Origin of the sequence: Saccharothrix sp. HUAS TT1 (assembly GCF_040744945.1) — a bacterium.
Lineage (GTDB): Bacteria > Actinomycetota > Actinomycetes > Mycobacteriales > Pseudonocardiaceae > Actinosynnema.
Genome location: NZ_CP160453.1, coordinates 298,294 through 322,178, shown reverse-complemented (window position 1 = coordinate 322,178; position 23,885 = coordinate 298,294). Strand labels below are relative to the sequence as shown.

General features: G+C 71.7%; 20 protein-coding genes. 11 read left to right on the top strand and 9 right to left on the bottom strand.

The features are described 5' to 3' along the window. Positions 1-27 precede the first annotated feature (27 nt). Positions 28-765: a CDP-alcohol phosphatidyltransferase family protein gene (locus AB0F89_RS01570; RefSeq protein WP_367131805.1), complete on the top strand. Its 738-nt coding sequence runs from the start codon at positions 28-30 to the stop codon at positions 763-765. Further along, positions 758-1,150 (top strand): DoxX family protein, encoded by a 393-nt coding sequence (locus tag AB0F89_RS01565; RefSeq protein ID WP_367131803.1) that lies wholly within the window; start codon positions 758-760, stop codon positions 1,148-1,150. Before AB0F89_RS01570 ends, AB0F89_RS01565 begins: the two co-directional genes overlap by 8 nt. On the opposite strand, the gene AB0F89_RS01560 is transcribed toward AB0F89_RS01565, so the two are convergent. Further along, positions 1,132-1,803, bottom strand: a complete 672-nt coding sequence (locus AB0F89_RS01560) for a RibD family protein (RefSeq protein ID WP_367131801.1) — start codon at positions 1,801-1,803, stop codon at positions 1,132-1,134. The two genes, AB0F89_RS01565 and AB0F89_RS01560, sit on opposite strands and share 19 nt — an antisense overlap. 74 nt (positions 1,804-1,877) lie before the next feature. On the opposite strand from AB0F89_RS01560, the gene AB0F89_RS01555 reads away from it, so the two are divergent. The 4 genes from AB0F89_RS01555 (at position 1,878) to AB0F89_RS01540 (ending at position 7,843) form a co-directional block, all read left to right on the top strand. Continuing rightward, positions 1,878-3,485, top strand: coding sequence for a sulfatase (locus AB0F89_RS01555; RefSeq protein ID WP_367131799.1), 1,608 nt, complete (start codon positions 1,878-1,880; stop codon positions 3,483-3,485). Between the two features lie 189 nt (positions 3,486-3,674). Next, positions 3,675-4,985 carry a serine hydrolase gene (locus AB0F89_RS01550; RefSeq protein ID WP_367131797.1) on the top strand — a complete coding sequence of 437 codons (1,311 nt, stop codon included), beginning with the start codon at positions 3,675-3,677 and terminating at the stop codon, positions 4,983-4,985. Positions 4,986-5,163: 178 nt separating this feature from the next. Then, positions 5,164-7,524 carry an NACHT domain-containing protein gene (locus AB0F89_RS01545; RefSeq protein ID WP_367131795.1) on the top strand — a complete coding sequence of 787 codons (2,361 nt, stop codon included), beginning with the start codon at positions 5,164-5,166 and terminating at the stop codon, positions 7,522-7,524. 88 nt (positions 7,525-7,612) lie between these two features. Beyond that, positions 7,613-7,843, top strand: coding sequence for a hypothetical protein (locus AB0F89_RS01540; RefSeq protein ID WP_367131793.1), 231 nt, complete (start codon positions 7,613-7,615; stop codon positions 7,841-7,843). Positions 7,844-7,860: 17 nt separating this feature from the next. Here the strand turns inward: AB0F89_RS01540 and AB0F89_RS01535 are convergent, their stop codons facing one another. The 4 genes from AB0F89_RS01535 to AB0F89_RS01520 all read right to left on the bottom strand — a co-directional run bounded on the left by AB0F89_RS01535 (position 7,861) and on the right by AB0F89_RS01520 (position 12,263). Continuing rightward, entirely contained in the window at positions 7,861-9,891 is a 2,031-nt protein-coding gene (locus AB0F89_RS01535) for an iron ABC transporter permease (protein WP_367131791.1), read from the bottom strand. Continuing rightward, positions 9,891-10,856, bottom strand: coding sequence for an ABC transporter substrate-binding protein (locus tag AB0F89_RS01530; protein ID WP_367131789.1), 966 nt, complete (start codon positions 10,854-10,856; stop codon positions 9,891-9,893). Before AB0F89_RS01530 ends, AB0F89_RS01535 begins: the two co-directional genes overlap by 1 nt. A 40-nt stretch (positions 10,857-10,896) precedes the next feature. Continuing rightward, complete coding sequence (locus tag AB0F89_RS01525; RefSeq protein WP_367131787.1) at positions 10,897-11,715, bottom strand: ABC transporter ATP-binding protein; 819 nt, start codon at positions 11,713-11,715, stop codon at positions 10,897-10,899. Between the two features lie 89 nt (positions 11,716-11,804). Then, entirely contained in the window at positions 11,805-12,263 is a 459-nt protein-coding gene (locus tag AB0F89_RS01520) for an SRPBCC family protein (protein WP_367131784.1), read from the bottom strand. 200 nt (positions 12,264-12,463) lie between these two features. On the opposite strand from AB0F89_RS01520, the gene AB0F89_RS01515 reads away from it, so the two are divergent. Next, complete coding sequence (locus tag AB0F89_RS01515) at positions 12,464-14,671, top strand: germacradienol/geosmin synthase (protein ID WP_367131782.1); 2,208 nt, start codon at positions 12,464-12,466, stop codon at positions 14,669-14,671. Positions 14,672-14,719: 48 nt separating this feature from the next. On the opposite strand, the gene AB0F89_RS01510 is transcribed toward AB0F89_RS01515, so the two are convergent. Next, the gene (locus AB0F89_RS01510; protein WP_367131780.1) at positions 14,720-14,881 is read right to left on the bottom strand and encodes a DUF397 domain-containing protein; all 162 of its coding nucleotides are present in this window, start codon (positions 14,879-14,881) and stop codon (positions 14,720-14,722) included. A gap of 9 nt (positions 14,882-14,890) precedes the next feature. Then, a complete protein-coding gene (locus AB0F89_RS01505) occupies positions 14,891-15,730 on the bottom strand; it encodes a helix-turn-helix domain-containing protein (RefSeq protein ID WP_367131778.1) in 840 nt (279 codons plus the stop codon). An 87-nt stretch (positions 15,731-15,817) separates the two neighbouring features. Here AB0F89_RS01505 and AB0F89_RS01500 point away from each other — a divergent pair, with 87 nt between their 5' ends. Beyond that, positions 15,818-16,048 (top strand): hypothetical protein, encoded by a 231-nt coding sequence (locus AB0F89_RS01500; RefSeq protein WP_367131777.1) that lies wholly within the window; start codon positions 15,818-15,820, stop codon positions 16,046-16,048. A 197-nt stretch (positions 16,049-16,245) separates the two neighbouring features. Continuing rightward, positions 16,246-18,015 carry a family 20 glycosylhydrolase gene (locus tag AB0F89_RS01495; RefSeq protein WP_367131775.1) on the top strand — a complete coding sequence of 590 codons (1,770 nt, stop codon included), beginning with the start codon at positions 16,246-16,248 and terminating at the stop codon, positions 18,013-18,015. Positions 18,016-18,149: 134 nt separating this feature from the next. Here AB0F89_RS01495 and AB0F89_RS01490 read toward each other — a convergent pair whose 3' ends face one another. Further along, positions 18,150-18,965 carry a hypothetical protein gene (locus AB0F89_RS01490; RefSeq protein WP_367131773.1) on the bottom strand — a complete coding sequence of 272 codons (816 nt, stop codon included), beginning with the start codon at positions 18,963-18,965 and terminating at the stop codon, positions 18,150-18,152. Positions 18,966-19,223: 258 nt separating this feature from the next. Between AB0F89_RS01490 and AB0F89_RS01485 the strand changes: the two genes are divergently transcribed. Both AB0F89_RS01485 and AB0F89_RS01480 read left to right on the top strand, forming a co-directional pair. Further along, entirely contained in the window at positions 19,224-20,315 is a 1,092-nt protein-coding gene (locus tag AB0F89_RS01485) for an XRE family transcriptional regulator (RefSeq protein ID WP_367131771.1), read from the top strand. Positions 20,316-20,491: 176 nt separating this feature from the next. Beyond that, positions 20,492-21,487, top strand: coding sequence for a hypothetical protein (locus tag AB0F89_RS01480; RefSeq protein ID WP_367131769.1), 996 nt, complete (start codon positions 20,492-20,494; stop codon positions 21,485-21,487). A 46-nt stretch (positions 21,488-21,533) separates the two neighbouring features. Here AB0F89_RS01480 and AB0F89_RS01475 read toward each other — a convergent pair whose 3' ends face one another. After that, positions 21,534-23,792, bottom strand: coding sequence for a tetratricopeptide repeat protein (locus tag AB0F89_RS01475; RefSeq protein WP_367131767.1), 2,259 nt, complete (start codon positions 23,790-23,792; stop codon positions 21,534-21,536). Between the last annotated feature and the right edge of the window lie 93 nt (positions 23,793-23,885).

Genomic DNA, 23,885 nt, shown 5'->3' with positions numbered 1-23,885 from the left:
AACCTCCGATTCGGCACGAGGGGCACGATGACCACACTCCAGCACAGCTCGACACCGTCCGCGGCGCAGTGGCGGTCCCGCGCGGAGCCCGCCGCGTGGGCCGGCGGCCAGGTGGTGCTGCTCGGGGTGTTGGAGAGCACCGTCGGCCTGGGCGCGCTCGGCTGGCTGGCGGGCGCCGCCTTCGCGGTCGCCAACCAGGCGCTGCTCAGCGGCGCGGTGCAGCGGTCGCGGCACGTGCTGGGACCCGCCGACCGCGTCACGCTGGCCAGGGGCCTGCTGGTCGGTGGTGTCACGGCGCTGGTGGCCGACGGCGGTCGGACGACGGCGCTCATCGTCGTGCTGGCGGCCGTCGCGCTGGCCCTGGACTTCGTGGACGGCCGGGTCGCCCGCCGCACCGGCACCGCGTCACCGCTGGGCGCGCGGTTCGACATGGAGGTCGACGCGTTCCTGATCCTGGTGCTCAGCGTGCACGTCGCGCTGGCGTTCGGGCCGTGGGTGCTGGTGATGGGCGCGCTGCGGTACGCGTTTGTCGCGGCGTCCTGGGGCCTGCCCCGGCTGCGTGGTGCGCTGCCGCCGAGTTACGCGCGCAAGGTGGTGGCGGCCGTGCAGGGCATCGCGCTCGTCGTCGCCGCGTCGGGGCTCGTGCCGCACTCCGAGGTCGTCGTCGGCTTGGCGCTGGCCTCGCTCGTCTGGTCGTTCGGCCGTGACATCGTGCGCTTGTGGCGCGGTGCCGCGATTTCGGTGGAAGGAGTCGAGAATGTCTGACACGGCCCGGGTGACCTCGGTCCGCAACACCGGCAACCTCGCCCTGTGGGCGTTGCAGGTGCTGCTGGCCGCGTACTTCGTCTACAGCGGGATCTCGCTGCTGGGCGACGACTTCGTCGGCAAGTTCGACAAGATCGGGTTCGGGCAGTGGCTGCGGTACGTCACGGGTGTGCTGGAGCTGGCGGGAGCGCTCGGCCTGCTCGTGCCCCGGTTGTGCGGGCTCGCCGCGCTGGGGCTGGTCGGTGTCATGGCCGGCGCGGTCGCCACCGAGCTGGTCCTCCTGAACGACCCGGACGGCGCGGTGCTGCCCGCCGTCCTGCTGGCCCTGGCGGCCGTCGTGGCGTGGTTCCGCCGCGACACCGCCCGTCAGCTCCTGGGGAAGTAGCGCAGCACGGCGACGTCGCCGAGCCTGGTCACGTCCTCCAGGTGGAAGCGCCGCGCCGGTCCGCCGGGGAACCGCGCCGGGTTGACGAACCGCGGCGCGGCGGCCTGGCCGATCAGCATCGGCGCGACGGCCATCCGGATCTCGTCGGCCAGCCCGGCGGACAGGAACGCGGTGTGCACCGACGCGCCGCCCTCCACCATGAGCCGGTCGACGCCGCGCGCGCCGAGGTCGTCCAGCAGCGCTCCGAAGTCGACGGTCGCGCCGAGGGGCACGACCTCCGCCAGGTCGCCGACCGCCGCGCGGGCCCGACCGGCGCCGGTGGCCGCGGTGTAGACGAGCTTGTCGCCGCCGCAGTGCCAGAAGTCCCGCGCCGGGTCCAGGTCGCCGCTGCCGGTCACGGTGACCTTCACCGGGTACTCGGGACGTCCGGCGGCGACCCGCGCCGCCCGCCGCTCGGCGCTGTTGACCAGCAGGCGCGGGTTGTCCCTGCGGATCGTCGCCGCGCCGACCATGATCGCACCGGACTCCGCGCGGACCCGGTCGACGTGGTCGAAGTCCTCGGCGTTGGACAGGGGGAACCGGGCCGCGCCGCAGTCGTCTATGTAGCCGTCCACGCTGACCGCGACGCTGAGCAGGACGTACGGACGAGTCACGCGACCACCGTACCGACGGGTGAACCGCCCAGGGGTTCGCGCGCGTTCTACTCAGCAGCAGAAGGGGGAACGTCGTGGAGCACCGCGGTCGCCGGGTCGTGGTCACCGTCCTGGCGGCGCTGCTCGTGCTGTTCGCCCTGGTCGTGCCGAGCGATGCCGACCAGGTGACGCCGGCCGCGTTCCTGCGCGTGCCGGCGGAGGCGCTGCTCGGCCTGGTGCTGGTGCTCGTGCTGCCGGACCGGGCGCGGCGGGTGGCGGCGGTGGTCGGTGGGGCGGCGCTGGGGTTGCTGCTGGTGCTGAAGGCCGTGGACATGGGCTTCGACGCGGTGCTGTACCGGCCGTTCGACCTGGTGCTCGACTGGCCGTTGCTGATGCCCGCGGTGGACTACGTGGACGTGACGGCGGGACGGTTCGCGGCGGTCGCGGCAGTGGTGCTGGCCGTGCTGCTCGCGGTCGCGGTGGTGTTCCTGATGGCGCGGTCGGCGTTGCGGTTGAGCGGGGTGGCGGTGCGGCACCGGCTCGTGGTGACGCGCGTGGTCGCGGTGCTGGCGGTCGTCTGGATCACGGTCGCCGCGCCCGGTCTGCACCTCGCGCCGGGCGTGCCGATCGCGTCGCACAGCACGGCGGCGTTCGTCGCCGACCGCGTGCGCCAGGTGGGGGAGGGACTGCGCGACCGGGAGCGGTTCGCGGCCGAGGCGGCGGTGGACGCGTTCGACGGCGCGGCGGGTGACGGGATGCTCACCGCGTTGCGGGGCAAGGACGTCGTGGTGGCGTTCGTGGAGAGCTACGGGCGTTCGGCGGTGGAGCACCCGGACATGGCGGCGGAGGTCGGCGCGGCGCTCGACTCGGGCACCCGGCGGTTGGCCGCGGTCGGGTACTCGGCGCGCAGCGCGTTCCTCACCTCGCCGACCGCGGGCGGCGGGAGCTGGCTCGCCCAGGCCACGCTGCTGTCCGGGCTGTGGGTGGACAACCAGCAGCGCTACCGCACGCTCGTCGCCGGCGACCGGCTGACGCTCGGCGGCGCGTTCCGGCGGGCGGGCTGGCGGTCGGTCGGCGTCATGCCGGGCATCACGAAGGCGTGGCCGGAGGGCGAGTTCTTCGACTACGACCGGATCTACGCGTTCGACGACCTCGGCTACCGGGGTCCGCGCTTCGGCTACGCGACCACGCCCGACGAGTTCACGCTGTCCCGGTTCCAGCAGTTCGAGCGCGCCGCCGGGCACGCTCCGGTGATGGCGGCGATCCCGCTGCTGTCCAGCCACGCGCCGTGGTCGCCCGCGCCGGTCGCGGTCGGCTGGGACGGGCTCGGCGACGGCTCGGTCTACCACTCGATGACGTCGGGCGAGGCGCCTGCGGAGGACATGTTCGGCCGCGATCCGGCGTTGGTGCGCGGTGATTACGCGCGGACCGTCGTGTACTCGGTGGACACCCTGGTGTCGTACGTCGAGACCTACGGCGGTGACGACCTCGTGCTGGTGTTCCTCGGCGACCACCAGCCCGCGCCGTTCGTCACCGGTCCGGACGCGGGGCGGGACGTGCCGATCACCCTCGTCGCCCGCGACCCCGCCGTGCTCGCCCGCACCGCCGGTTGGGGCTGGACCGACGGCCTCAAGCCGGGTCCGCAGGCGCCGGTGCGCCCGATGGACGCCTTCCGCGACCAGTTCCTGACCACGTTCAGCTAGACCTCTTTCGTGTCAATTAGGTCACGCAACGGCCACGAATGCACTACGGTCGGACGTGCAGGCAGGTTTCACACTTGGGGGAGTGCGATGTCGGTTCGACGCAAGCTGTTCGGGGCTACCGCGCTGACGGCGGCAACGGTGCTGCTCAGCGCAGCGGCAACGGTGCCGACCGCAGTTGCGGGGGGTGACGTGAGCGCTCGGCTGGCCGAGTCGCTGCGGCAGGCCGTGGTGGCGCAGGACTTCAAGGACGTCCTCGACCTGACCCCGCCGGACCAGGCCGGGTCGGCGTCGCGAGCGGGCGCGCCGGAGAAGTACGACGCCGTGCCCCTCGACAGCCCGGTCCGGCTCGGCGCCGCCGCCCGGCCGCTGCACCAGACGCCGAACCTGGACCTCGCGGTGATCGAGCTGGACCGCTTCGGCCGCCCGGCCGCGATGGCCGACGTGCTGCTCAGCCCGCAGCACCCGAACGGCGTCGTGGTGCCGGTCGATGAGCGGGAGCTGGCCACCGACCAGGTGCGCTACCGCTGGTGGGACGACGCGGAGTGGGACGCCAACGGCGGTCGGGGCACCCGGGACGTGCTCGCCGGCCGGGAGGGCGCGCCGATCGACTTCTCGTCGCCGTACCCGGCGTCGGTGCTGAAGCTGATGGTGGGCTTCGGCGTGCTGCGGCTGGCCGACCGGGGCCGGGTGGACCTCGACGCGGTCTACGACTACCGGCCGGTGACGCCGCACCCGGTGTGCGGCGGACCGTCCGCCGAGGTGGTCCGGTGGCACTTCGACGAGATGATCACCAAGTCGCGGAACGAGTCCACCTGCGCGTTGATCAAGATGATCCACGACCTCGGCGCGTGGGACGAGGTCAACCGGGTGTTCGTGGAGCTGGGCATGCCGACGCTGATGGTGACCGGCACCAACCCGGAGAACGGCGGCCGGTGGATCGGGTCGAACATGAGCGGCCTCGACACGGCCAAGCTGCTCCTGCTGGTCAACGGCGGCCCCGGGACGTTGTGGACGACCGACGCGGGCCGGCGGGTCACCCGCGCCGAGCTGAGCCCGTCGGCCCGCGACCGGTTCCTCCGGTCGCTGGGCGACCAGGGGCACAACGAGATGCTGTCCACCACGAACTGGTGCGGGCGCGAGTACCCGGTCCAGGGCATCCCGCAGAAGACGCCACCGCGCTGGATCCAGCCCGACGGCACCGTCAAGGTCGGCGACGCCGTGTACGACCGCGACGTCCGCCCCTGCGACGCCGTCGCCGAGGTGGCGTTCAGCCACAAGACCGGCTGGGTCGACACCACCGGCAGTGACGCGGGGATCGTGAAGTCGTTGCGCGGAAAGGGAAATCGCAACTACATCGTGGTCGCGTTCTGCAACCTGGGCACCGACTACGTCGACACCCACCGGCCCGCCGACCCACCCGGCGTCTTCCCGGTGCTGTACACCGAGAAGTACGCCGAGCTGGGCGCGGCCGTTGACAGGATCATGAAGTCCCTGCGCTGACCGCTCCACCGACCACGTTCCCGTCCACTGTGGACCTCTCGGCCCACGCTCGGCGCGGCGAGGCGTCCGACACGAAGGGGTGAAGTTGCTCTGAGACCGCTCGACTGCCCGTGGCCACGGGCCACCGCGTCAGCATGATGAGCCGATGCGATCCGCTCGCACCCGTCACCACAGGCGGTTGATCCCGATCCTGGCCGGTGTCCTGCTGCCCGCCATCGGCCTCACGCTGGTGCTGGGCGGGAAGAGCCTGGAGATCGCCGACCAGACCGCCAGCGTGATCGGCGCGGCGGCCGGGGTGGGCGCCCTGCTGCTGGGGGTGCTCCAGGAACGGCGGCACCAGCGGACCACGCGACAGGGTCGGTCCGTCGACCTCGACGAACTGGCCGACCGACTGGCCGAGACCGTGGCCGCCCAGTGGTCGGACGAGGAACGCGTCCGGGGCGTCCACGACCCGTTCCCGCTGCCGGTGCGCTGGACCAACGCGCCCGACCACCTGGCCGACCACTGGGCCGCCATCCACCGCACGCCCCGGCGCGACGAGCCCGTCGACCTCACCGGCCACCTGGCCGACGTCGTGGACGTGTTCGAGCGCATCCCCTCCAGGCGACTGGTGGTGCTGGGCAAGCCCGGCTCGGGCAAGACCACCCTGACCACCCGGTTCGTCCTGACCTACCTCGACCGCGCCCACCGCGCACCCGGGCAGCCGGTGCCGGTGATCTTCTCCCTCACCTCCTGGGACCCCGGCCGGCAGGGGTTGCGGGCCTGGATGGCCGACCGCCTCGCCACCACCTACCCGGTGCTGGCCGTGCTCACCGAAACCGGGGACACCGCCGCTCACCGGCTGCTGGCCGGCGGCCGGATCCTGCCCGTCCTGGACGGCTTCGACGAGATCGCCCCGGAACTGCGCGACGACGCGATCCAGCAGGTCAACCGGGCACTGGGCCCCCGCGACCCGCTGCTGCTGACCAGCCGGTCCGCCGAGTACGCCCGCGCTGCCGGCGTGATCACCGGCTCCGCCGTCGTCTGCCTCGCCGACCTGGCCCCGGACGACGTCGACACCTACCTGCGCCTGTCGACCTCGGGCAGGACCACCGCCGCCCGCGCCAGGTGGGCGCCGGTGCTGGCCCGGCTCCGCGCGCCCGACCCCGATCCCGCCGCGCAGGCCCTCGCCGCGGTCCTGCGCACTCCGCTGATGCTGTCGCTGGCCCGTGCCGTCTGCAGCGGCGGCTCCGCCGACCCCGCCGACCTCCTCCGGACCGCCGCCGCCCACGACACCCCCCGACAGCGGCAGCACCACCTCGAAACCCTCCTGCTCAGCCACTTCGTCCCCGCCCTCTACCGCGCGCACGGCGACACCCCCGACCACCGCTGGAACCCGGAGCGGGCACACCGCTGGCTGGCCTTCCTCGCCCACGCCTCCCAGCGACGCCACACCGACGACCTGGCCTGGTGGCGACTTCGGCAAGTCCTGCGCCACCCCCGCCTCGTCGGAGGGCTCGTCATCGGGCTCGCGGTCGGTTCGGCGAGCTGGCTGGTGATCGGGCTCGTCTTCGGGTTCGCGACCGTGCTCGCGGTCGGCCCCGACTGCGGGGTCGACTGCGTGAACGGTCACGGGCTCACGTACCTCCAGTCGGGTCGTGAGCTCGACTGCGGGCTCGGCCTGGACTGCGCGCTCGACCACGCGCTCAAGTACGGGTTCGACCGCGGGATCGGTCCCCGGTTCGTGCTGGGCCTCGACCACGGCATCACGTTCGGGCTGGCGGCCGGGCTCGCGACGGGCGTCACGGCCGGGCTCACCGCCTGCGTCGCCACGTCGATCGAGCCGCGTCCCCGCCGGCCCCGGTTCACGTGGCGCGGCCTCCTGCGCGACATCGCGTCCGGTCTCGCCGCCGGGCTCCTCGCCTGGCTCGTGTCCGGGCTCGTGATCGGGCTCGGCTACGCGCTCCACTCGGGGTTCGTCAGGGATTCCGACCTCGTGACCCACCTCCGCACCGGCTTCCGCCACGCGCGCGAGCACGGGCTCACCGTCGGTCTCGTCGTCGGGTTGATCGTCGGGCTCAGGGGCGAGGCGGCGGGTGGCTCCACCGGCGTCGTCAGCCCGGATTCCCTGCTCCGGGCGGATCGCGGCGTCGCCTTGGTCCGCATCGCCACGGTCGGGATCGTCGCCGGGTCCACGGGCTGGCTCGTGTTCGGGTTCACGGACGGGAGCGTGGAAGCGCTCATGTACGGCGGACTGGTGTTCGGACTCGGCGGCGCGGCCGTGGGCAGCACGTTCACGGCGTGGGGAGCTTCCCTCCCCCTTCGCCTCTACCTCGCCGCGTCCGGCCGCGCACCCTGGGCGCTCATGGCCTTCCTGCGGGACGCCCACCACCGGGGCGTGCTGCGCCAAGCCGGCCCGGTCTACCAGTTCCGCCACGCCCGTCTCCGGGACCAGCTCGCCACCGAGTACCGGGCCGGACCGGACCGGTCGGGTCGAGCTGCGGTGGCTGGACCGGATCCGGGCGCCGAGGAGGGGCGGCTGGGGCTGCACTCGACCTGACCGTGCCGTTGGCGCGGTACGCGGCGCAGCACTTCGACGAGCTGGTCTTCCCGTTCAAGCGCTACCGGGCGCCGAGCTGCCGCACGTCGTGCATGAGGTGCTGACCTCGCTGGACTTCGTCCTGCGGGAGCTGTCCGACCTGCCCGAGGTGGTCGCGGACTTATCCGTCGCGCGCGGCCGGTACGCCTCGCGCGAGGGCATCCCGTTCGTGTGGTTCCCGTCGTTCCGGGACGGCCGGTCGCACGAGGTGGAGGAGCCGGCCACCGGCGCGCAGGTGATCGCGGACCCGCTGACGTGGTCGCGCGTGGCCGGCCGGTAGGCCGCCCAGGCGAACGGTCAGGTGCGCATCTCCCGCGTCCGCCACAGCACCAGCACGAAGTACGGCGTCCCGATCAGCGCGATCACCAGCCCGGCCGGCACCTGCGCGGGCGCGATGACCGTTCGCCCCAGCGTGTCCGCCGCGCTCACCAGCACCGCGCCCACCGCCGCCGCGACCGGCAGGACGCGGGCGTTCCGGCCGCCGACCAGCGACCGCGCCAGGTGCGGCGCGACCAGGCCGACGAACGCCACCACGCCGATCGCCGACACCGCCGTCGCCGCCAGCACTCCCGCCGCCAGCAGGATCACCAGCCGCGACCGCTCCACCCGCATCCCGAGCACGCGCGGCGTGTCCTCGTCCAGGCCGTGGATGTCCAGCTCGCGGTGCCGGGCCCACAGCAGCGGCGTGAGCAGCAGCAGCGCCAGCGCCGTCGGCACGACCTGGTCCAGCGTCCGCCCGTACGTCGAGCCGGACATCCACGTCAACGCCTTCGCCGTGTTCCACGGGTCCGACGTCACGATCAGCAGCGTGATCAGCGCCATCCCGGCCGACCAGGTCGCGATGCCGATCACCACCAGCCGGTCGGAGTCCAGCCCGGACCGCCAGGCCAGCCCGTAGACCAGCGCGAACGCCGCCACCGCCCCGGCGCCCGCCGCACCGGCGATGTGCCACGCGCCGGCCAGCGGCACGGCGGTGATCAGCGTGATCGCGCCCAGCCCCGCGCCGGCGGTGATGCCGAGCAGCCCGGGTTCGGCCAGCGGGTTGCGGCTCACCGACTGGATGCCGCACCCGGCCACGGCCAGCGCCGCGCCCGCCAGCAGCGCGGCCAGCACCCGCGGCAGCCGTTGGTCCAGCACGAACGTCAGCGCGGTGCCGGTCCGCCCGGCGAACCAGTTCGCCAGGTCGCCGAGCAGCACCAACCGGTCGCCGAACATCAGCCCGACGGCCGGCGCGGCGACCAGCAGCACGGCCAGCACCACCGACGTCACCGCGAACCGGCGCGTCGTCCCGGCCACCCCGACCCGACCGGCGGGCGCCTGCCGCGGCGTCCCGCTGGACCGCCCGCGCCGCGCCAGCCAGATCAGCACGACCGCGCCGAGGATCGTCGTCATGACCCCGGTCGGCACCCGGACCGCCGCCGCCGACCCCATCACGGCCCGCAGCAGCACGTCCGCGCCGAGCACGATCACCACGCCGACCAGCCCGGACACCGGCAGCAGCAGCCGGTGCCTGCCCAACCCGGGCACGAACGGCGTCAGCAGCCGGGTGATCACCGGCGCGCTCAGCCCGACGAACCCGAGCGGTCCGGCGATCGTCACCGCCGCCGCCGTCAGCGCCACGGTCAGCAGCACCGCGCCGACCCGCGTGCGCCGCACCTTCAAGCCCAGCACGGTCGCGTTGTCGTCACCCAGGGCCAGGACGTCCAGCGACCGCCCCATCACCACCAGCGCCGCCACCGCGACCACCACCACGGGCGTCATCTGCGCGGTCGCGTCCAGGTCGCTCACGGTCAGCGACCCGGAGCCCCACGCGAACAGCCCGTTCGTCTCCTGCTCGAACATCAGCAGCAGGAGCATCACCGCGGACTGGAGCGTCAGCATGACCGCCGAGCCGACGAGCACGAGCCGGGGACTGGCCGAACCGCCGCCGGACAACCCGAGCACGAGGACCGCCGCCGCCAACCCGCCGACGAACGCCGCACCGCCCGCGGGCAGCGTGGGCACGCTCAGCCCGAACGCCGCGATCGCGACCACGGCCAGGTGCGCGCCCGCGTTCACGGCGAGCGTGTCCGGTGACGCCAGCGGGTTGCGCGCCACCGACTGCATGCCCGCGCCGGCCACGCCGAGCGCGACGCCGAGCAGCAGCGCGGCCAGCAGGCGCGGCACGCGCGAGCCCTCCAGCACCGCGAGGGTCTGCGCGTCGCCGCTGCCCACCACGGCGTGGAGCACGTCGAGCACACCGGTCGACGCGGTGCCCTGGGTGAGGTGGACGGCGGAGAGCACGGCGATGAGCGCCACGATCCCCGCCGTCACGACGGCGGTGCGCATCAGGCGGTGATGGCCTTCACGAACTGCTCGGCGACGTGGACGACCGACTTCGGCCCGCCGAACATCCACGTGCCCGGCTCCAGCTTCACGACCTGCCGGGAGCCCACGAACGGCAGCCGCTGCCACACCGGGTTGTCCGCCAGGCCGGTGGTGAACACGTCCTCCTCGGAGGCGGCGTAGAACAGCACGGTCTTCGGGTCGGTGATCGCGGTCAGGCCCTCGACGTCGGTGGCGCCCAGGCCCCACTGCGCGTCGACCTCGCCGGTCCAGGCGTTCTTCAGACCGACCGCCTCGGCGGTGTCGGAGACCAGCGAGCCCTTGCCGAACGGGCGGATGTTGACCGTGCTGCCCTCCATCCAGCCGTCGGCCATGACGAACGGCGTGCCGCCCGCGCCCTTGGCCTCGACCGCCTTCTTGCCGTCGGCGAGCGCGGTGTCCATCTCGGACAGCAGCTCGTCGCCCTCGGCGGACTTGCCGATCGCCTGGGCGATCACCTTCACGTCCTCGCGCAGCCGGTCGAAGTTGCGGGAGGCGTCGCTGGACTTGGTCACGATCACCGGGACGTACTGCTCCAGCTGGCCCGCCAGCGTGGTGTCCCGGCCCTCGGGCATGATCACCACGTCGGGGTCGAGCGCGACGATCGAGTCGACGCTGGGCTCGTTGCGCTTGCCGACGTCCTTGACGTCGGCGGCGAGCGGCGCGATGACGTTCCACGTCTTGTAACCGGCGGCGTCCGCGACACCCACCGGCATGACACCCAGTGAGGCGACGATCTCGGCCTCGCCCCACTCCAGCACCACGACCTTCTTCGCGGCGGAGTCGAGCTTGACCTCCTTGCCGCGGGAGTCGGTCACGGTGACCGGGCCGCCGGCGGGTTCCGTCGGTGCGGGGGCGGGCGTCTCGGTGGTGCCGCACGCGGACAGCAGCACGGCCGCCGTCACGAGGGCAGGGGCAAGCAGGCGCATCGCTCGAACCTCTCAGCTCTTCGGGGGAAGGGGGAACTGCTCAGACCGGTCGCGGGGTGTGCCTGCCGAGGGGGCGGCAGTGGATCGCGCCGGTCACCGGGTCGTCCGCGACGTGCACCGCGACGCCGTAGGCGTGGGTGAGGTGGTCGCCGGTGAGGACGTCGCGGACCCCGCCCGCCGCGACGACCTTCCCCTCCGACAGCAGCACGACCTCGTCGGCGACGATCGCCGCGTGGTCGAGGTCGTGCAGCACCACGCCGACCGCCACGTCGTGGTCGTTCGCCAGGTCGCGCACCACGTCCAGCACCTCGACCTGGTAGCGCAGGTCGAGGTGGTTGGTCGGCTCGTCCAGCAGCAGCACGGAGGTCTGCTGCGCCAGGCACGACGCGAGCCAGACGCGCTGCAGCTCGCCGCCGGACAGCTCGTCCACCCCGCGGTCGGCCATCGGGGTGACACCCGTCAGGTCCATGGCGCGCCGGACGGCGGCGCTCCCGTCCGGGTCGACGCCCCGCCACCCGGTCCGGTACGGGTACCGGCCGTAGGAGACGACGTCGCGCACGGAGACCCCGGACGGCGTCGGCCGCTGCTGGGTGAGCAGGGTGACGTTGCGGGCGAACTCCTTGCCGGACAGCGGGGAGTGGCCCCAGACCGAGCGCTCGCCGACCTTGACCCGCCCCTCGCGCGGCCGGTGCAGGCGGGCGAGGGAGCGCAGGACGGTCGACTTGCCGGACCCGTTGGGCCCGACGAGCGCCGTCACGGTCCCCGCGCGCAGCCCGAGCGAGACGCCGTGCACCACCGCGCGGTCGTGGTGCGCCAGGACCAGGTCCTCACCCGCGAGCAGCGCGTCTCCCTTAGACATGAGGGGAGCCTAACCTAAGCGAACGAATCACCCATATGGGCGTGATCTAGTGCACTTTCCAGCCCAACCAGTAACGCGGGGCGACTGGTTCAGCCGCCGAAGTGGCGTCGCGTGTCCGCCACCATCGAGCTGAACACCACCGAGTTCACCCGCCCGTGGACCTTCGCCCCGGGCTCGTACGCGAACGTCCAGGTCAGCCGGCACCCGTCGCCCGCCCGCTCCACCAGGTAGTCCTCGCCGAACCGCCGGAACACCGGCAGGTTGGCCCGGTCGACCAGGAACGACTGCCGCCGCCCCTCCTCCCACCGGATGAAGTGCTCGCGCAGCCGCAGCACGCCCAGCAGCACCGCCGTCCTCGTCGTGCCCACCCCGAAGGGGCGCGGCGAGGTGTACTCCACCGACGACAGCAGGCGGCACCACCACAGCGGGTTGGAGGCGGAGAGTCCGCGCCAGACACGTTCGGGTGACACCGGCAGGTCCAGCACGTAGCTGTGGCGCTGCGGCGCCGAGTCGAAGAAGTCCACGTCGAACGGCTCCAAGCGGGGCACGTCCTCCAGTGTGCCGCCTGCTCGCCGATCACGCCGCCCGCCTGGCGCCCGCACCGCCGAAACCCACCCAAAGCAGCACGCGTTGATCCGGACGGGCGGACCCGCTGCTCGAACGTGTGGATCAGCGCCCGCGGGTCTTGGCCCGCGTGCCCGCGCACTGGTTGCGTACACCCTGGTAAGCCACGACGAGAGGTGCGCAGATGCAGCCGTTCCAGTTGCCGGACTTCTACCTGCCCCATCCGGCGCGGCTGAACCCCAACCTGGAGCGCGCCCGCACGCACACCAAGGCGTGGGCCCACGAGATGGACATGATCGACGTGCCCCAGCACGGCACGGTGATCTGGACCGAGCACGACCTCGACTCGCACGACTACGCGTTGCTCTGCGCCTACACCCACCCCGACGCCTCGCCGGACGACCTCGACCTGGTCACCGACTGGTACGTGTGGGTCTTCTACTTCGACGACCACTTCGTCGAGCTGTACAAGCGCAACCCGGACATCGCCGGCGCGAAGGCCTACCTGGACCGGCTGCCGCTGTTCATGCCGGTCGACGGCCCGATCACGGAGGCGCCGACCAACCCGGTGGAGAAGGGCCTGGCCGACCTGTGGACGCGCACCGTCGGCTCGCACTCGGCCGACTGGCGCCGTCGGTTCGCCGACAACACCGAGCACCTGCTGGACGAGTCCATGTGGGAGCTGCTGAACATCTCCGAGGGCAGGCTCTCCAACCCGATCGAGTACATCGAGATGCGCCGCAAGGTGGGCGGCGCGCCGTGGTCGGCGAACCTGGTCGAGCACGTCACGGGCATGGAGGTGCCCGCCCGCATCGCGCTGAGCCGTCCCCTGGGCGTGCTGCGCGACACGTTCGCCGACGCCGTGCACCTGCGCAACGACCTGTTCTCCTACGAGCGCGAGGTGCTGGACGAGGGCGAGCTGAGCAACGGCGTCCTGGTGCTGGAGAAGTTCCTCGACCTGCCGACCCAGGAGGCCGCCGAGGCGGTCAACGACCTGCTCACGTCCCGCCTGCACCAGTTCGAGCACACGGCGGTCACCGAGGTGCCGTCGCTGCTGGACGAGCACGCCGTCGACCCGGCGGGCAGGCTGGCCGTGCTGGCGTACGTGAAGGGCCTCCAGGACTGGCAGTCCGGCGGGCACGAGTGGCACGCCCGCTCCAGCAGGTACATGAACCAGGGCGCGGTCGCCTCGAACCCGGTGCTCGGCGGCCCGACGGGCATCGGCACGAGCGCGGCCCGCTCGCTGCTCGCGACCGCGCCGCAACGCCTGCGCAGCTTCAGCCACGTGCCGTACTCCGCGGTCCCGCCGATGCCCGAACCGGCGCTGGACATGCCGTACCCGCTGCGGGTGAGCCCGCACTGGGCGCACGCGCGCGAGGCGAGCGTCGCCTGGGCGCGGGAGGTGGGCATCTTCGACGACGTGCCGCGGGTGTGGACCGAGGAGCGGCTGCGCGACATCGACCTCGCGCTGTGCTCGGCGGGCATCGCCCCGGACGCCACGGCGGACGAGCTGGTGATCAACGCCCTGTGGCTGACCTGGGGCACCTACGGCGACGACTACTACCCGCAGGCGTTCGGCCGGACCCCGGACATGGCCGCGGCGAGGGCTGTCACCGAGCGGCTGAAGCAGATGATGCCGCTGGAGGGCGCGTCGCCCGCGCCGGTGACGCCGATGGAACGCGGGCTGGCCGACGTGTGGCAGCGCACCACGGCCCCGATGCCGCTGGAGAACCGGCGGCAGCTGCGCGAGGCGCTGGACAAGATGCTCGACAGCTGGGTGTGGGAGCTGAAGAACCAGCACGAGAACCGCGTGCCCGACCCGGTCGACTACGTCGAGATGCGCCGCGCCACGTTCGGCTCCGACCTGACCATGAGCCTGGCCCGGTTCGGCCACGGCCGGCTGGTGCCCGACGAGCTGTACCGGTCGCGGGCCATCCGCAACATCGAGAACTCGGCGATCGACTACGCCACGCTGCTCAACGACCTCTTCTCGTACCGCAAGGAGGTCCAGTTCGAGGGCGAGGTGCACAACATGGTGCTCGTCGTGCGCAACTTCCTCGACGTGGACCACGAGCGGGCGTTCCGGATCACCACCGACCTGGCCAACGCGCGGCTCGCGCAGTTCGCGCACTCGGTCGCGGTCGAGCTGCCCGCGCTGTTCGAGGAGTTCGACCTGGACGCCGACGTCCGCGCCGCGCTCACCGCGCACGCCACCGAGCTGGAGGACTGGGTGGCCGGCATCCTGAACTGGCACCGGGAGGTCGTCCGCTACCACGACGCCGACCTGGCCAAGCACTTCGGCGGCCGGGACGTCGCGCCGAGCCTGCGGACGCTGCGCGGCCCGACCGGCCTGGGCACCGCGTCCACCCGCATCCTGGTGAACCACGGGTGACGCGGCACTGAGCCGAACGGGCCGGGGTGGCGACACCCCGGCCCGTTCTCACTTGCTGCGCTTGACGAACCCGGCCCACGCGCTCGCCGGGAAGGCGAGCCCCGGCCCGGCCGGGTTCTTCGAATCACGGACGCCGACCGGTCCGGCGGCCGGGAACCTCACGGCGACGCAGCTACCGTTCTCCGAGCTGTAACTGCTGGTGCGCCACACGGCGGACTCCTACGTGATCAACGATTCGATCAGAGCCACGCTCTCCCCGGGCGACAGCGCGACTCGCTCCAGGCTCTGCGTGCTCAGCGTATAGGTCCGCACCCGCGCCGAGTCATCCACGAACACCGCCGCGTCCTGGATCTCGATGTACACGATCGACCGCGCGTCGATGAAGTCCAGCAGCATGAACTGGCCGGTCGTCGCCGAGTGCAAGCCGGCCTCCGGGCGCACCACCTGGATCGTCACGTTGGGCTGCTCGCTCAGCTTCACGAGGTGCCGGTACTGCTCGTCGCGCACCTCCTGATCACCCACCCGGAGCCGCAGGGCCTGCTCGTTGATCACCGCGTGCAGTTCGAGCGGCTCGTCCTTGCCGAGCAGCAGGGTGCGTTGCATCCGGAGTTCCACGAGCCGGTCGGCGAGATCCGGGCGCACTCGGCTGGCCCCGCTCGTCATGGCCATGGCGTAAGCCTCGGTCTGGAGCAGGCCGGGCAGCACGATCGGTTCGAAGACGAACTCCCTGCGCGCCAGCGACTCCAGTCCGAGCAGGGTGCGCAGCCAGTCCGACACCACATCGGCCCACGGGCCGACCCACGAGGCGTCGTCGGCCCGGCTGCTCAACAGCACGAGCCGGTCGATGTTCTCGCGCTCGACGTCGCAGGCTTTGAGGATCTTGCGGATGTCGCCCGGGTACTGCGTGCTCCGGCCGGTCTCCATGTGGCCGAGCTTGGGCTTGCCGATGCCGCACGCCGCCGACAGCTCGCTCAGCGACAGGCCGGCTTCCTTCCGGTACCGCGCCAGTTCGATGCCGATCAACCACTGAAGCGCCGAAGGCGCGGCCAACTCGAACATGACCCGAGCTTAGCCGCATCGCCTTGATAAACGTATCACTCAGTTGTGCGATAGATTCTTGTAGACGTTTAGTCGTACCGTCGGTCAATGCACATCAGCGACAGGTCCGTCTACAGCCACACCTACGTCGAGGTCGCCTCGGCCTCGGAGGTGAGCGTCGAACTGCTGGCGGACGACCACGTCGAGGTCTTCGTCGGCGAGCGCAGCGACGTCCTCGGCGTGACCAACGGCGTGACGATGGTGCTCGGGGAGGGCGCCATCGGCCACCTGCTCGGCAAGCTGACCGAGGGACTTGACGCCCTCAAGGCGCGGTCCTGATCAACGACGTCCCAGCGCTACTCGCCCGACGTCGGCGCGCTCACCCCACGAACACCAGCAGGGCCGCCCAGCACGTCCGCGACGTGGCAGGGCACGAGATCGAACTCGGAAGCTCACTTTGGTCTAGACCCATTGACAGGGCCTCGGCGGCGTCAGCACCCTTGACGTGAGCCGCCCGCCTCTAGGGAGGACCAACGGTGAAACTCCAAGTGAGGACGGCGAGAGCGCTCGCCGTCCTGGTGCTGGTGCTCGGCACGACCGTCGTCTGGGCAACGGGCTCGGGTACCACCACCGCCTCGGCCGCCGAACCCCTGCGGAGCATCGTCCCGGCACCCGTGTCGGTGCAGCCGACCGCCGGCGTCACGCACGCGATCACCGCCGACACCCGCATCCGCACCACGGCCGCCGCGCGCGCCGTCGGCGATCACCTCGCCGCGCTGCTGCGCCCGTCGACCGGCTACGCCCTGCCCGTCACCGACACCACCGGCACACCGGCCGACGGCATCTCGCTGCTCATCGGCGGCGCGCCGGCGTCCGTCGGCGACCAGGGCTACCAGCTCTCCGTCACCGCCGCGTCGGTCCAACTGCGCGCCAACACCGCCGCGGGCCTGTTCGCGGGCGTGCAGACGCTGCGCCAGCTGCTGCCCACCAAGGCCGAGAGCCGCACCGCCCAGCCGGGGCCGTGGACCGTGCCCGGCGCGACGATCACCGACCACCCGCGGTTCGCCCACCGCGGCGCGATGCTCGACGTGGCGCGCCACTTCCACCCGGTCGCCACCGTCAAGCGGTACATCGACCAGCTCGCGCTGTACAAGGTGAACTACTTCCACCTGCACCTCACCGACGACCAGGGCTGGCGCATCGCCGTCGACAGCTGGCCGCGCCTGACCACCCACGGCGGCAGCACGCAGGTCGGCGGCGGGCCGGGCGGGTACTACACGAAGGCGCAGTACCAGGAGATCGTGGCGCACGCGGCGGCCCGGCACATGACCGTCGTGCCCGAGGTCGACCTGCCCGGCCACACCAACGCGGCGCTGTCGTCGTACGCCGAGCTGAACTGCAACGGCGTCGCGCCCGCGATGCGCACGGACATCGCGGTCGGCTACTCGTCGCTGTGCGTGTCCAAGGAGATCACTTACACGTTCGTGGAGGACGTGATCCGCGAGATCGCGGCGCTGACGCCCGGCCCGTACCTCCACATCGGCGGCGACGAGGCGCACGCGACCACCGACCAGGAGTACCTGACGTTCATGAGCCGGGTGCTGCCGCTGGTCGGCAAGTACGGCAAGAAGCCGATGGGCTGGCACGAGTTCGTCAAGACGACCTCGGACACGTCGGCGGTCGCGCAGTACTGGGGGACGACGACCTCCAACGCGGTCGTCCAGAACGCCGCCGCGCGTGGTCAGAAGATCCTGATGTCGCCCGCGAACAAGGCGTACCTGGACATGAAGTACCACTCCGGCACGCCGCTCGGCCTCAGCTGGGCGGGGCTCATCGAGGTCCAGGACGCCTACAACTGGAACCCCGGCACGCACGTCTCCGGCGTCCCGGAGTCCGCCGTGCTGGGCGTGGAAGCTCCACTGTGGACCGAGACGGTCGTGACGTCCGCGCACATCGACTACCTGGCGTTCCCGCGCCTGGTCGCCATCGCCGAACTGGGCTGGTCGCCGTGGTCGACCCACAACTGGGACGCCTTCCGCTCCCGCCTGGCCGCCCAGGCCCCGCGCTGGACCGCGATGGGCATCGACTTCTACCGCTCGACCCAGGTCCCGTGGGAAACCGGCGGCCCCACGACCACCACCACGACCACCACCAACCCCTCCTCCGGCACCTGGACCGCCAACACCGCCTACTCGACCGGCGCCCGAGTCACCTACAACGGCGTCACCTACCAGTGCCGCCAGCCGCACACCTCCCAGCCCGGCTGGGAACCGCCGAACGTCCCCGCCCTCTGGCAACGCCTCTGACCCCCCGAACGTAGGACACACGCGACCCGAACGTACGACTCTCGCGAGAGTCCTACGTTCGGAACGCGCGTGTCCTACGTTCGGAACGGGTGAGCTGAACGCTCAGGGCGCTTCCGGGTCGCTTCGGGGGCGCTTCAGGGCGTGACGCGGACGGCGGCGACGGGGCGTTGGGCGGTGGTGTAGGTGCCCGAGGACGCGGTGTTCACGCTCCACCGGTACCGGGTGAACTCGCCGGTGGCGTCGGACGCGTAGAACATCATGTGCCCGTACCCCGCGCCGTCGGTCCACGCGGTGGCGTTGAAGATCCGGCTGTCCGGGAACCGGAAGTAGTTGCCCACCCCGTACACGCCGTGCGGCTCGGACGTGCAGTCCACGACCTCCACCGCGTACTGCGTCTCACCGGCGAAGTTCAGGCTGGAGCCGGGCGCGGTGTACACGCCCCGCACCGACCGCACCATCACCACGTGCCCGGTGTTGGTGTCCTGGTCGTTCCGGTAGTCGACGGCGATCAGATCACCCGGACGGAGGTCGCCCACCCTCGTGACGCGCTCGAAGTGCGGCAGGTCGCGCTCGGCGAACGCCTCCCGGTAGTCCCGCGCGAACGGGCTCGCCGTGCCGAAGTGCCTGCGGAAGTACGCCGAAGACGCCCACTTGTACGTCCGCTTCAGCACCGCCGTCAGGAACGACGCGCACTGGCTCTGGTTGACCCACCCGGACGCGTCGCCGGGCGAGCCCCACCGGACCACGTTCGGCTGGTCCGGCTCCTTGTAGGTGTTGTTCGCCAGCGGGCACGTCGGCAGCGACAGGTAGCCCACCAGCTGCTCGGCTTCCAGCAGGTGCGGTGTGGACGTCCGGTGCGGACGCGACGCCAGGGCCGACGCGGCGGTCGTCCCGGGCGCCGCCGGTGCGACGGCGGTTCCCCCGGAGAACGATCTGCGCGACAGGTCCATCGTGCGACTCCCCCTTCGACGTGGGCCCGCACACGGTAATCGAAAGGAGCGGTTCGCACGCGGCGGTTCGGCCTGCGCGCCGGAGCGAACTTCAGCTGAAGTTCAGCTGAAGTTCGCTGAACCTCAGCGACTTGAGCGTAAGACCAGGACTGGAAACCGGCAAGGAGTCAGGCGAACCGACGTCTCGTGACTTTTCTTCGCAATAGTGTATGTTCCGAAATTCAGTTGTACTGCTGAAGTTCGCTGAAGGGTGCGAACGTGGCCATCGCGGAGGGATCCCACTCGCTGGCGCACCGCCTCCGGGCACTGCGCGAGGAGCAGTGGCCTGATGTGACCATCACCCAGAGCGACCTGGCCCAGGCGTTCAGCGCGGACAAGCCCGCCAGCGTGCCCCTGCTGTCGTCGTGGGAGAGCCGCGCCAAGCCGAAGACCCCGCCACTGCACCGCCTTGCCGCCTACGCCACGTTCTTCGCCACCAAGCGCTCCGTCGAGACCCATCCGTACCGGCTGATCCCGGTTGACGAGCTGACCATCGACGAACAGCGCCGCCGCGACGAACTGCTGCGCGAGCTGACCGACCTGCGCCCTGCCGACCGGGGTGACGACGGCCGAGTCGGGCAGGACACCGCGGACCGCAGCTTCTGGCACTTCGACGACCGGCACGACGTCACCATCGTCGTCGCCCAGCTCCCGGCCGACATGCGTGCCCGGATGCCCTACTCCGACCCGACCCAGCCGGACTACGTCGAGCTGTACACCTACGCCGACCTCGACGCCCTGATCGAGCTGCACGGCCACATCCGCGCCCTGAACCCCCGCAGCCCGGTCAACTTCCGCATCGCCTCCGACCTCGCGCCCGACGACTACACCACGCACCTGGTGCTGCTCGGCGGCGTCGACTGGAACCTGGTCACCCGCGAGCTGCTGGACCGGGTCGACCTCCCGGTCACCCAGGTCGCCCGGCACGACGACGCCGAGGCGGGCGGGTTTCTGGTGCGCCGGCCGGACGGTGGCGAGACGCTGTTCGCGCCGCAGTTGAGCACGCATGGGGGGCGCGAGGTGCTGCACGAGGACGTCGCGCACTTCTACCGCGGGCCGAACCCGTTCAACCACAAGCGGACGGTCACGATCTGCAACGGCCAGTACGGTCGGGGAACCCTCGGCGTCGTGCGGGTGCTCACCGACGTGAGGTTCCGCGACCGCAACACGGAGTACCTGGCCACCCGGTTCGCGGGCGTGCGCGCCTACAGCGTCCTCACCAAGGTGCTGGTGGTGAACGGTCAGGTCGTCACCCCTGACTGGAACCTGCCCGACCAACGCCTCTTCGAGTGGCCGGAGGGCGGGAGTTGAACGCCGCGGCGCTTCCGCTGGCCGGTTCCCCCGCGGGAGCAGGTCCTCCCAGGTCCTCGAACTCCAGGTCGGCGAACCACCACGGCTCCCACCGCCACCTGCTGGCGCGAGAGGTGGCCCCCACCCCGGCGCGGGTGGACGCGATCATCGTGGCAACGGCGAGACCCACCGCTTACTTGCACAACGCCGTAGCGCTGGCCAGGCACCACGGGTGCACGCTGGTCACCTTGTGCAGCCGCCGGTCGTCGGCGGATGCCGCCGCGGTGCTCGCCGGGCGTGCCGGGGTGGAGATCATGGCCGTGGACGTCACCGAAGTCCCCGACGACGTCGTGCCGCGGTTCCGAACGACCTCGATGCTGCGAGGCGGTGTGTTCGACCGGCGCACCGACACCAGTGCGAAGCGGAACCTGGGGCTGCTGATCGCTGCCGTGGCGGGCTGGGAACGCGTCATCCTCCTGGACGACGACGTCGTGATCCCGCGACCCGACGACCTGAGCGACGCCGCGGGCCTGCTCGACCGGTTCACCGGGGTCGGGCTGTCGGTCGGTGGCTATCCGGACAACTCGGTGGTCTGCCACGCCTACCGCGAGGCTGGCGGTGATCAGGACACGTTCATCGGCACGGGAGCGCTCGCGATCGGTCGCGGGTCGTTCACGTCGTTCTTCCCCGACATCTACAACGAAGACTGGTTCTTCCTGCTCGACGACACCGGCTTGTCGCCGTCGGCGGTCACGGGTCTGGCGCTCCAGCAGGCCTACGACCCGTACCGGGACACCGCGCGCGCCCGCACGGAGGAGCTGGGGGACTGCCTCGCCGAAGGGCTGTTCGGACTGCTCGACACCGCGCACGGCCTGCCCGAGGCCACCGTCGGCTACTGGCAGTGGTTCCTCGGCCGACGCAGGCGGTTCATCGACGAGGTGATCGCCATGGTCGCCGACGTGCACCCGGACGGTCCCGCCAAGTCGAAGGTGATCGCCGCTGTCCGGGCCGCCCGTGCCCGGAACCTGCTCATCGAGCCGCGCCTGTGCCTCGACTACATGACCGCGTGGCGTGCCGACCGCGGGGTGTGGCGCGACCACGTCGAAGAAACCTGCCGCCGTTACGAGGGCCAACCCGTGCGGAGACTGCTGGCGGATCTCGGCCTGCTGCACCGCTACCGCCTGGTGGCCTGATCACCGGCGGATCCCGCCACCCCTCTTCCCACCTGGACCGACGGGCTCAGCCGTCCAGCCGCTCCAACCGCCGACGGACCTCTTCGGCTTCGGGGGAGCCCAGGTCGAGGTAGATCTCCAGTGCGAGCCGCCACCGTTGTCGAGCTTCGGCGGTGTTCGCCAACGCCTCGTAGGCGTTGGCGGCGCCCTCGTGCGCCTGCGCCTGCTCATGGCGATCGCCGATGTCCAAGGCGATCGCGAGCGCTTGTTCGTGGTACTGCAGAACCTCTTCCGTGACCTCCATCCGGCGTAGCGCGCCGCCGAGTCCGTTGAGCGCTTCCGCCTCCAGCGCCCGATCGTGGGTGGCCCGCGCGAGACCCAGCGCGTCCTCGTGGTGCCCCAGTGCCTCGTCGGAACGGTCCAGGTGCTGGAGGACCACGCCGATGTCGTTGAGCGCGTAGCCCATGCGCGGCTGGTCGTCCGTCTCCTGGAACAGGGCCAGCGCTCGCTGCAGGTGCTCGACGGACTCCTCGTGGCGGCCCAACCGGTCGAGCACCAGTCCCATGTTGTTGAGCACCTGCCCCTGCCCGGTGCGGTCGCCCACACCTTCGAACAACCGCAGGGCGGAAGCGTCGCGTGCCAACGCCTCGTCATGTCGGCCCAGGAGCATCAGCACGTTGCCCAGGTCCGCCAGCGCCAGCGCCTGGATCAGCGGCCGATCCGTGCGGTCGAGCACGACGATCGCCTGTTCCAGGTCGTCCCGCGACGGCAGGTAGTGCCCCAGGCGCTGGTGCACGACCCCGAGGTTGTGCAGAGCGCGACCCTCGGCCACGCTGTCGCCCAGCCGTCTCGCCGCGGTGACCGCGAAGCCGTGCAGGGTGACCGCTTCGTCGAAGTGGCCGTGTATGTCGAGGAACCGGTAGAGGGTCGTGGAGAGCAGCGTCGCGTAGACCGCCCACACGGGGTCTGCCGTCAGCGCCGCCATCGCGGAGAACGTGATGCGCTCGGTTTCCAACCACTGCTCCGCCTCAGCGCGGTTCGCGAGCTTCACGGGCGAACCGCCGCCGACGGGCAGCGCCGGCCTCCGGTCGCGCTCGTGGGGGAAGAGGATTTCCATGGCGAGTGACGCGGTGTGGAGGAAGAAGTCCAGCAACCGCCGCAACGCCGCGTCGTGCACCTCGGGGGTCTCTTCCCGCGAAGCGAGGCCGGCCGCGTAGACGCGGAGCAGGTCGTGCATCTGGTAGCGGCCGAGCCTGGTGCGTTCCAGCAGGTGTGCGCGGACGAGCGAGTCGAGCAGCCGGCGCGTGCGGATCAGCGTGCTCTCGAACAGCACCGACGCGCTGATCGGGTCGAAGTCGCGACCGGGGTGCAGGCCGAGCAGGCGGAACGCCCTGGCCTGTGCGGGATCGAGGTTCCGGTAGGACCAGGAGAGCACGGCGCGCACCGCCGTGCGCGGGTCCTCACCAGCGTCGAGCAGGTCCAGCCTGCTCTGCTCGTCCGCGAGTTCGGCGACGAGTTCCGCGAGCGTCACCTCGTGGGTGGTGGTGACCAGGTCCGCGGCGATCCGCAGGGCCAGGGGTAATCGGGCGCAGTGCCGGACGAGGGCGTCGGCGGCTTCCGGTTCGGCGTCCACCCGGGGGCCGACCAGCATCCGCAACAGGCTCACCGCCTGGTTGTGGGCCAGCAGGTCCAGGTTCATCCGGCGAGCGCCATCCCGGGAGACCAGACCGGGCAGGGCATCACGGCTGGTCACGAGGACCAGGCAGGAGGACGTTCCCGGGAGCAGCGGTCGCACCTGCTCGGCGGAACGAGCGTTGTCCAGCACGATCAGCATCCGACGACCGGCGGCCAGGCTCCGGAACCGGGTTGCCCGCTCGTCCAAGTCGTGGGGGATGTCCGAGTTCGGCACGCCCAGCGATCGCAGCAGGTTGGCCAGGGCCTCTGCGGGCGGCACCGGCTCGTCCGGGCTATAACCGCGCAGGTTCACGTAGAGCTGGCCGTCGGGGAACCGGTGGCTGACGCGGTGCGCCCAGTGCGTGGCGAAAGCGGTCTTGCCCACGCCGGCCGTGCCGGACACCGCGGAGATCACCACCGCGTTCGTCGAGGGCACCTCCTCCGTCGACGCGAGCAGCAGGTCCATCTCGGCCAGCTGTTCCGCCCGGTCGATGAACGGGTGCACGTCCGGAGGCAGCTCGCGGGGCGGCCGGACCGGGTCGGCGTGAGTGGCGTGGAGGTGCACGCCGCCCGCTATGGAGGCGGCCTGCACGACGGCGCTCGCCGTGCCGGACATGTCGTTGGACCTGGCGGTCCGAGGCTGGTCCGGCACCCACGGCCTCCCATCCTGATCTTTCGAGCGTAGCCGCGTCCGGCCGCTCCACAATCCGCCCATCAGTGGTCGTGCCGCGCGGCGAAGCCGACC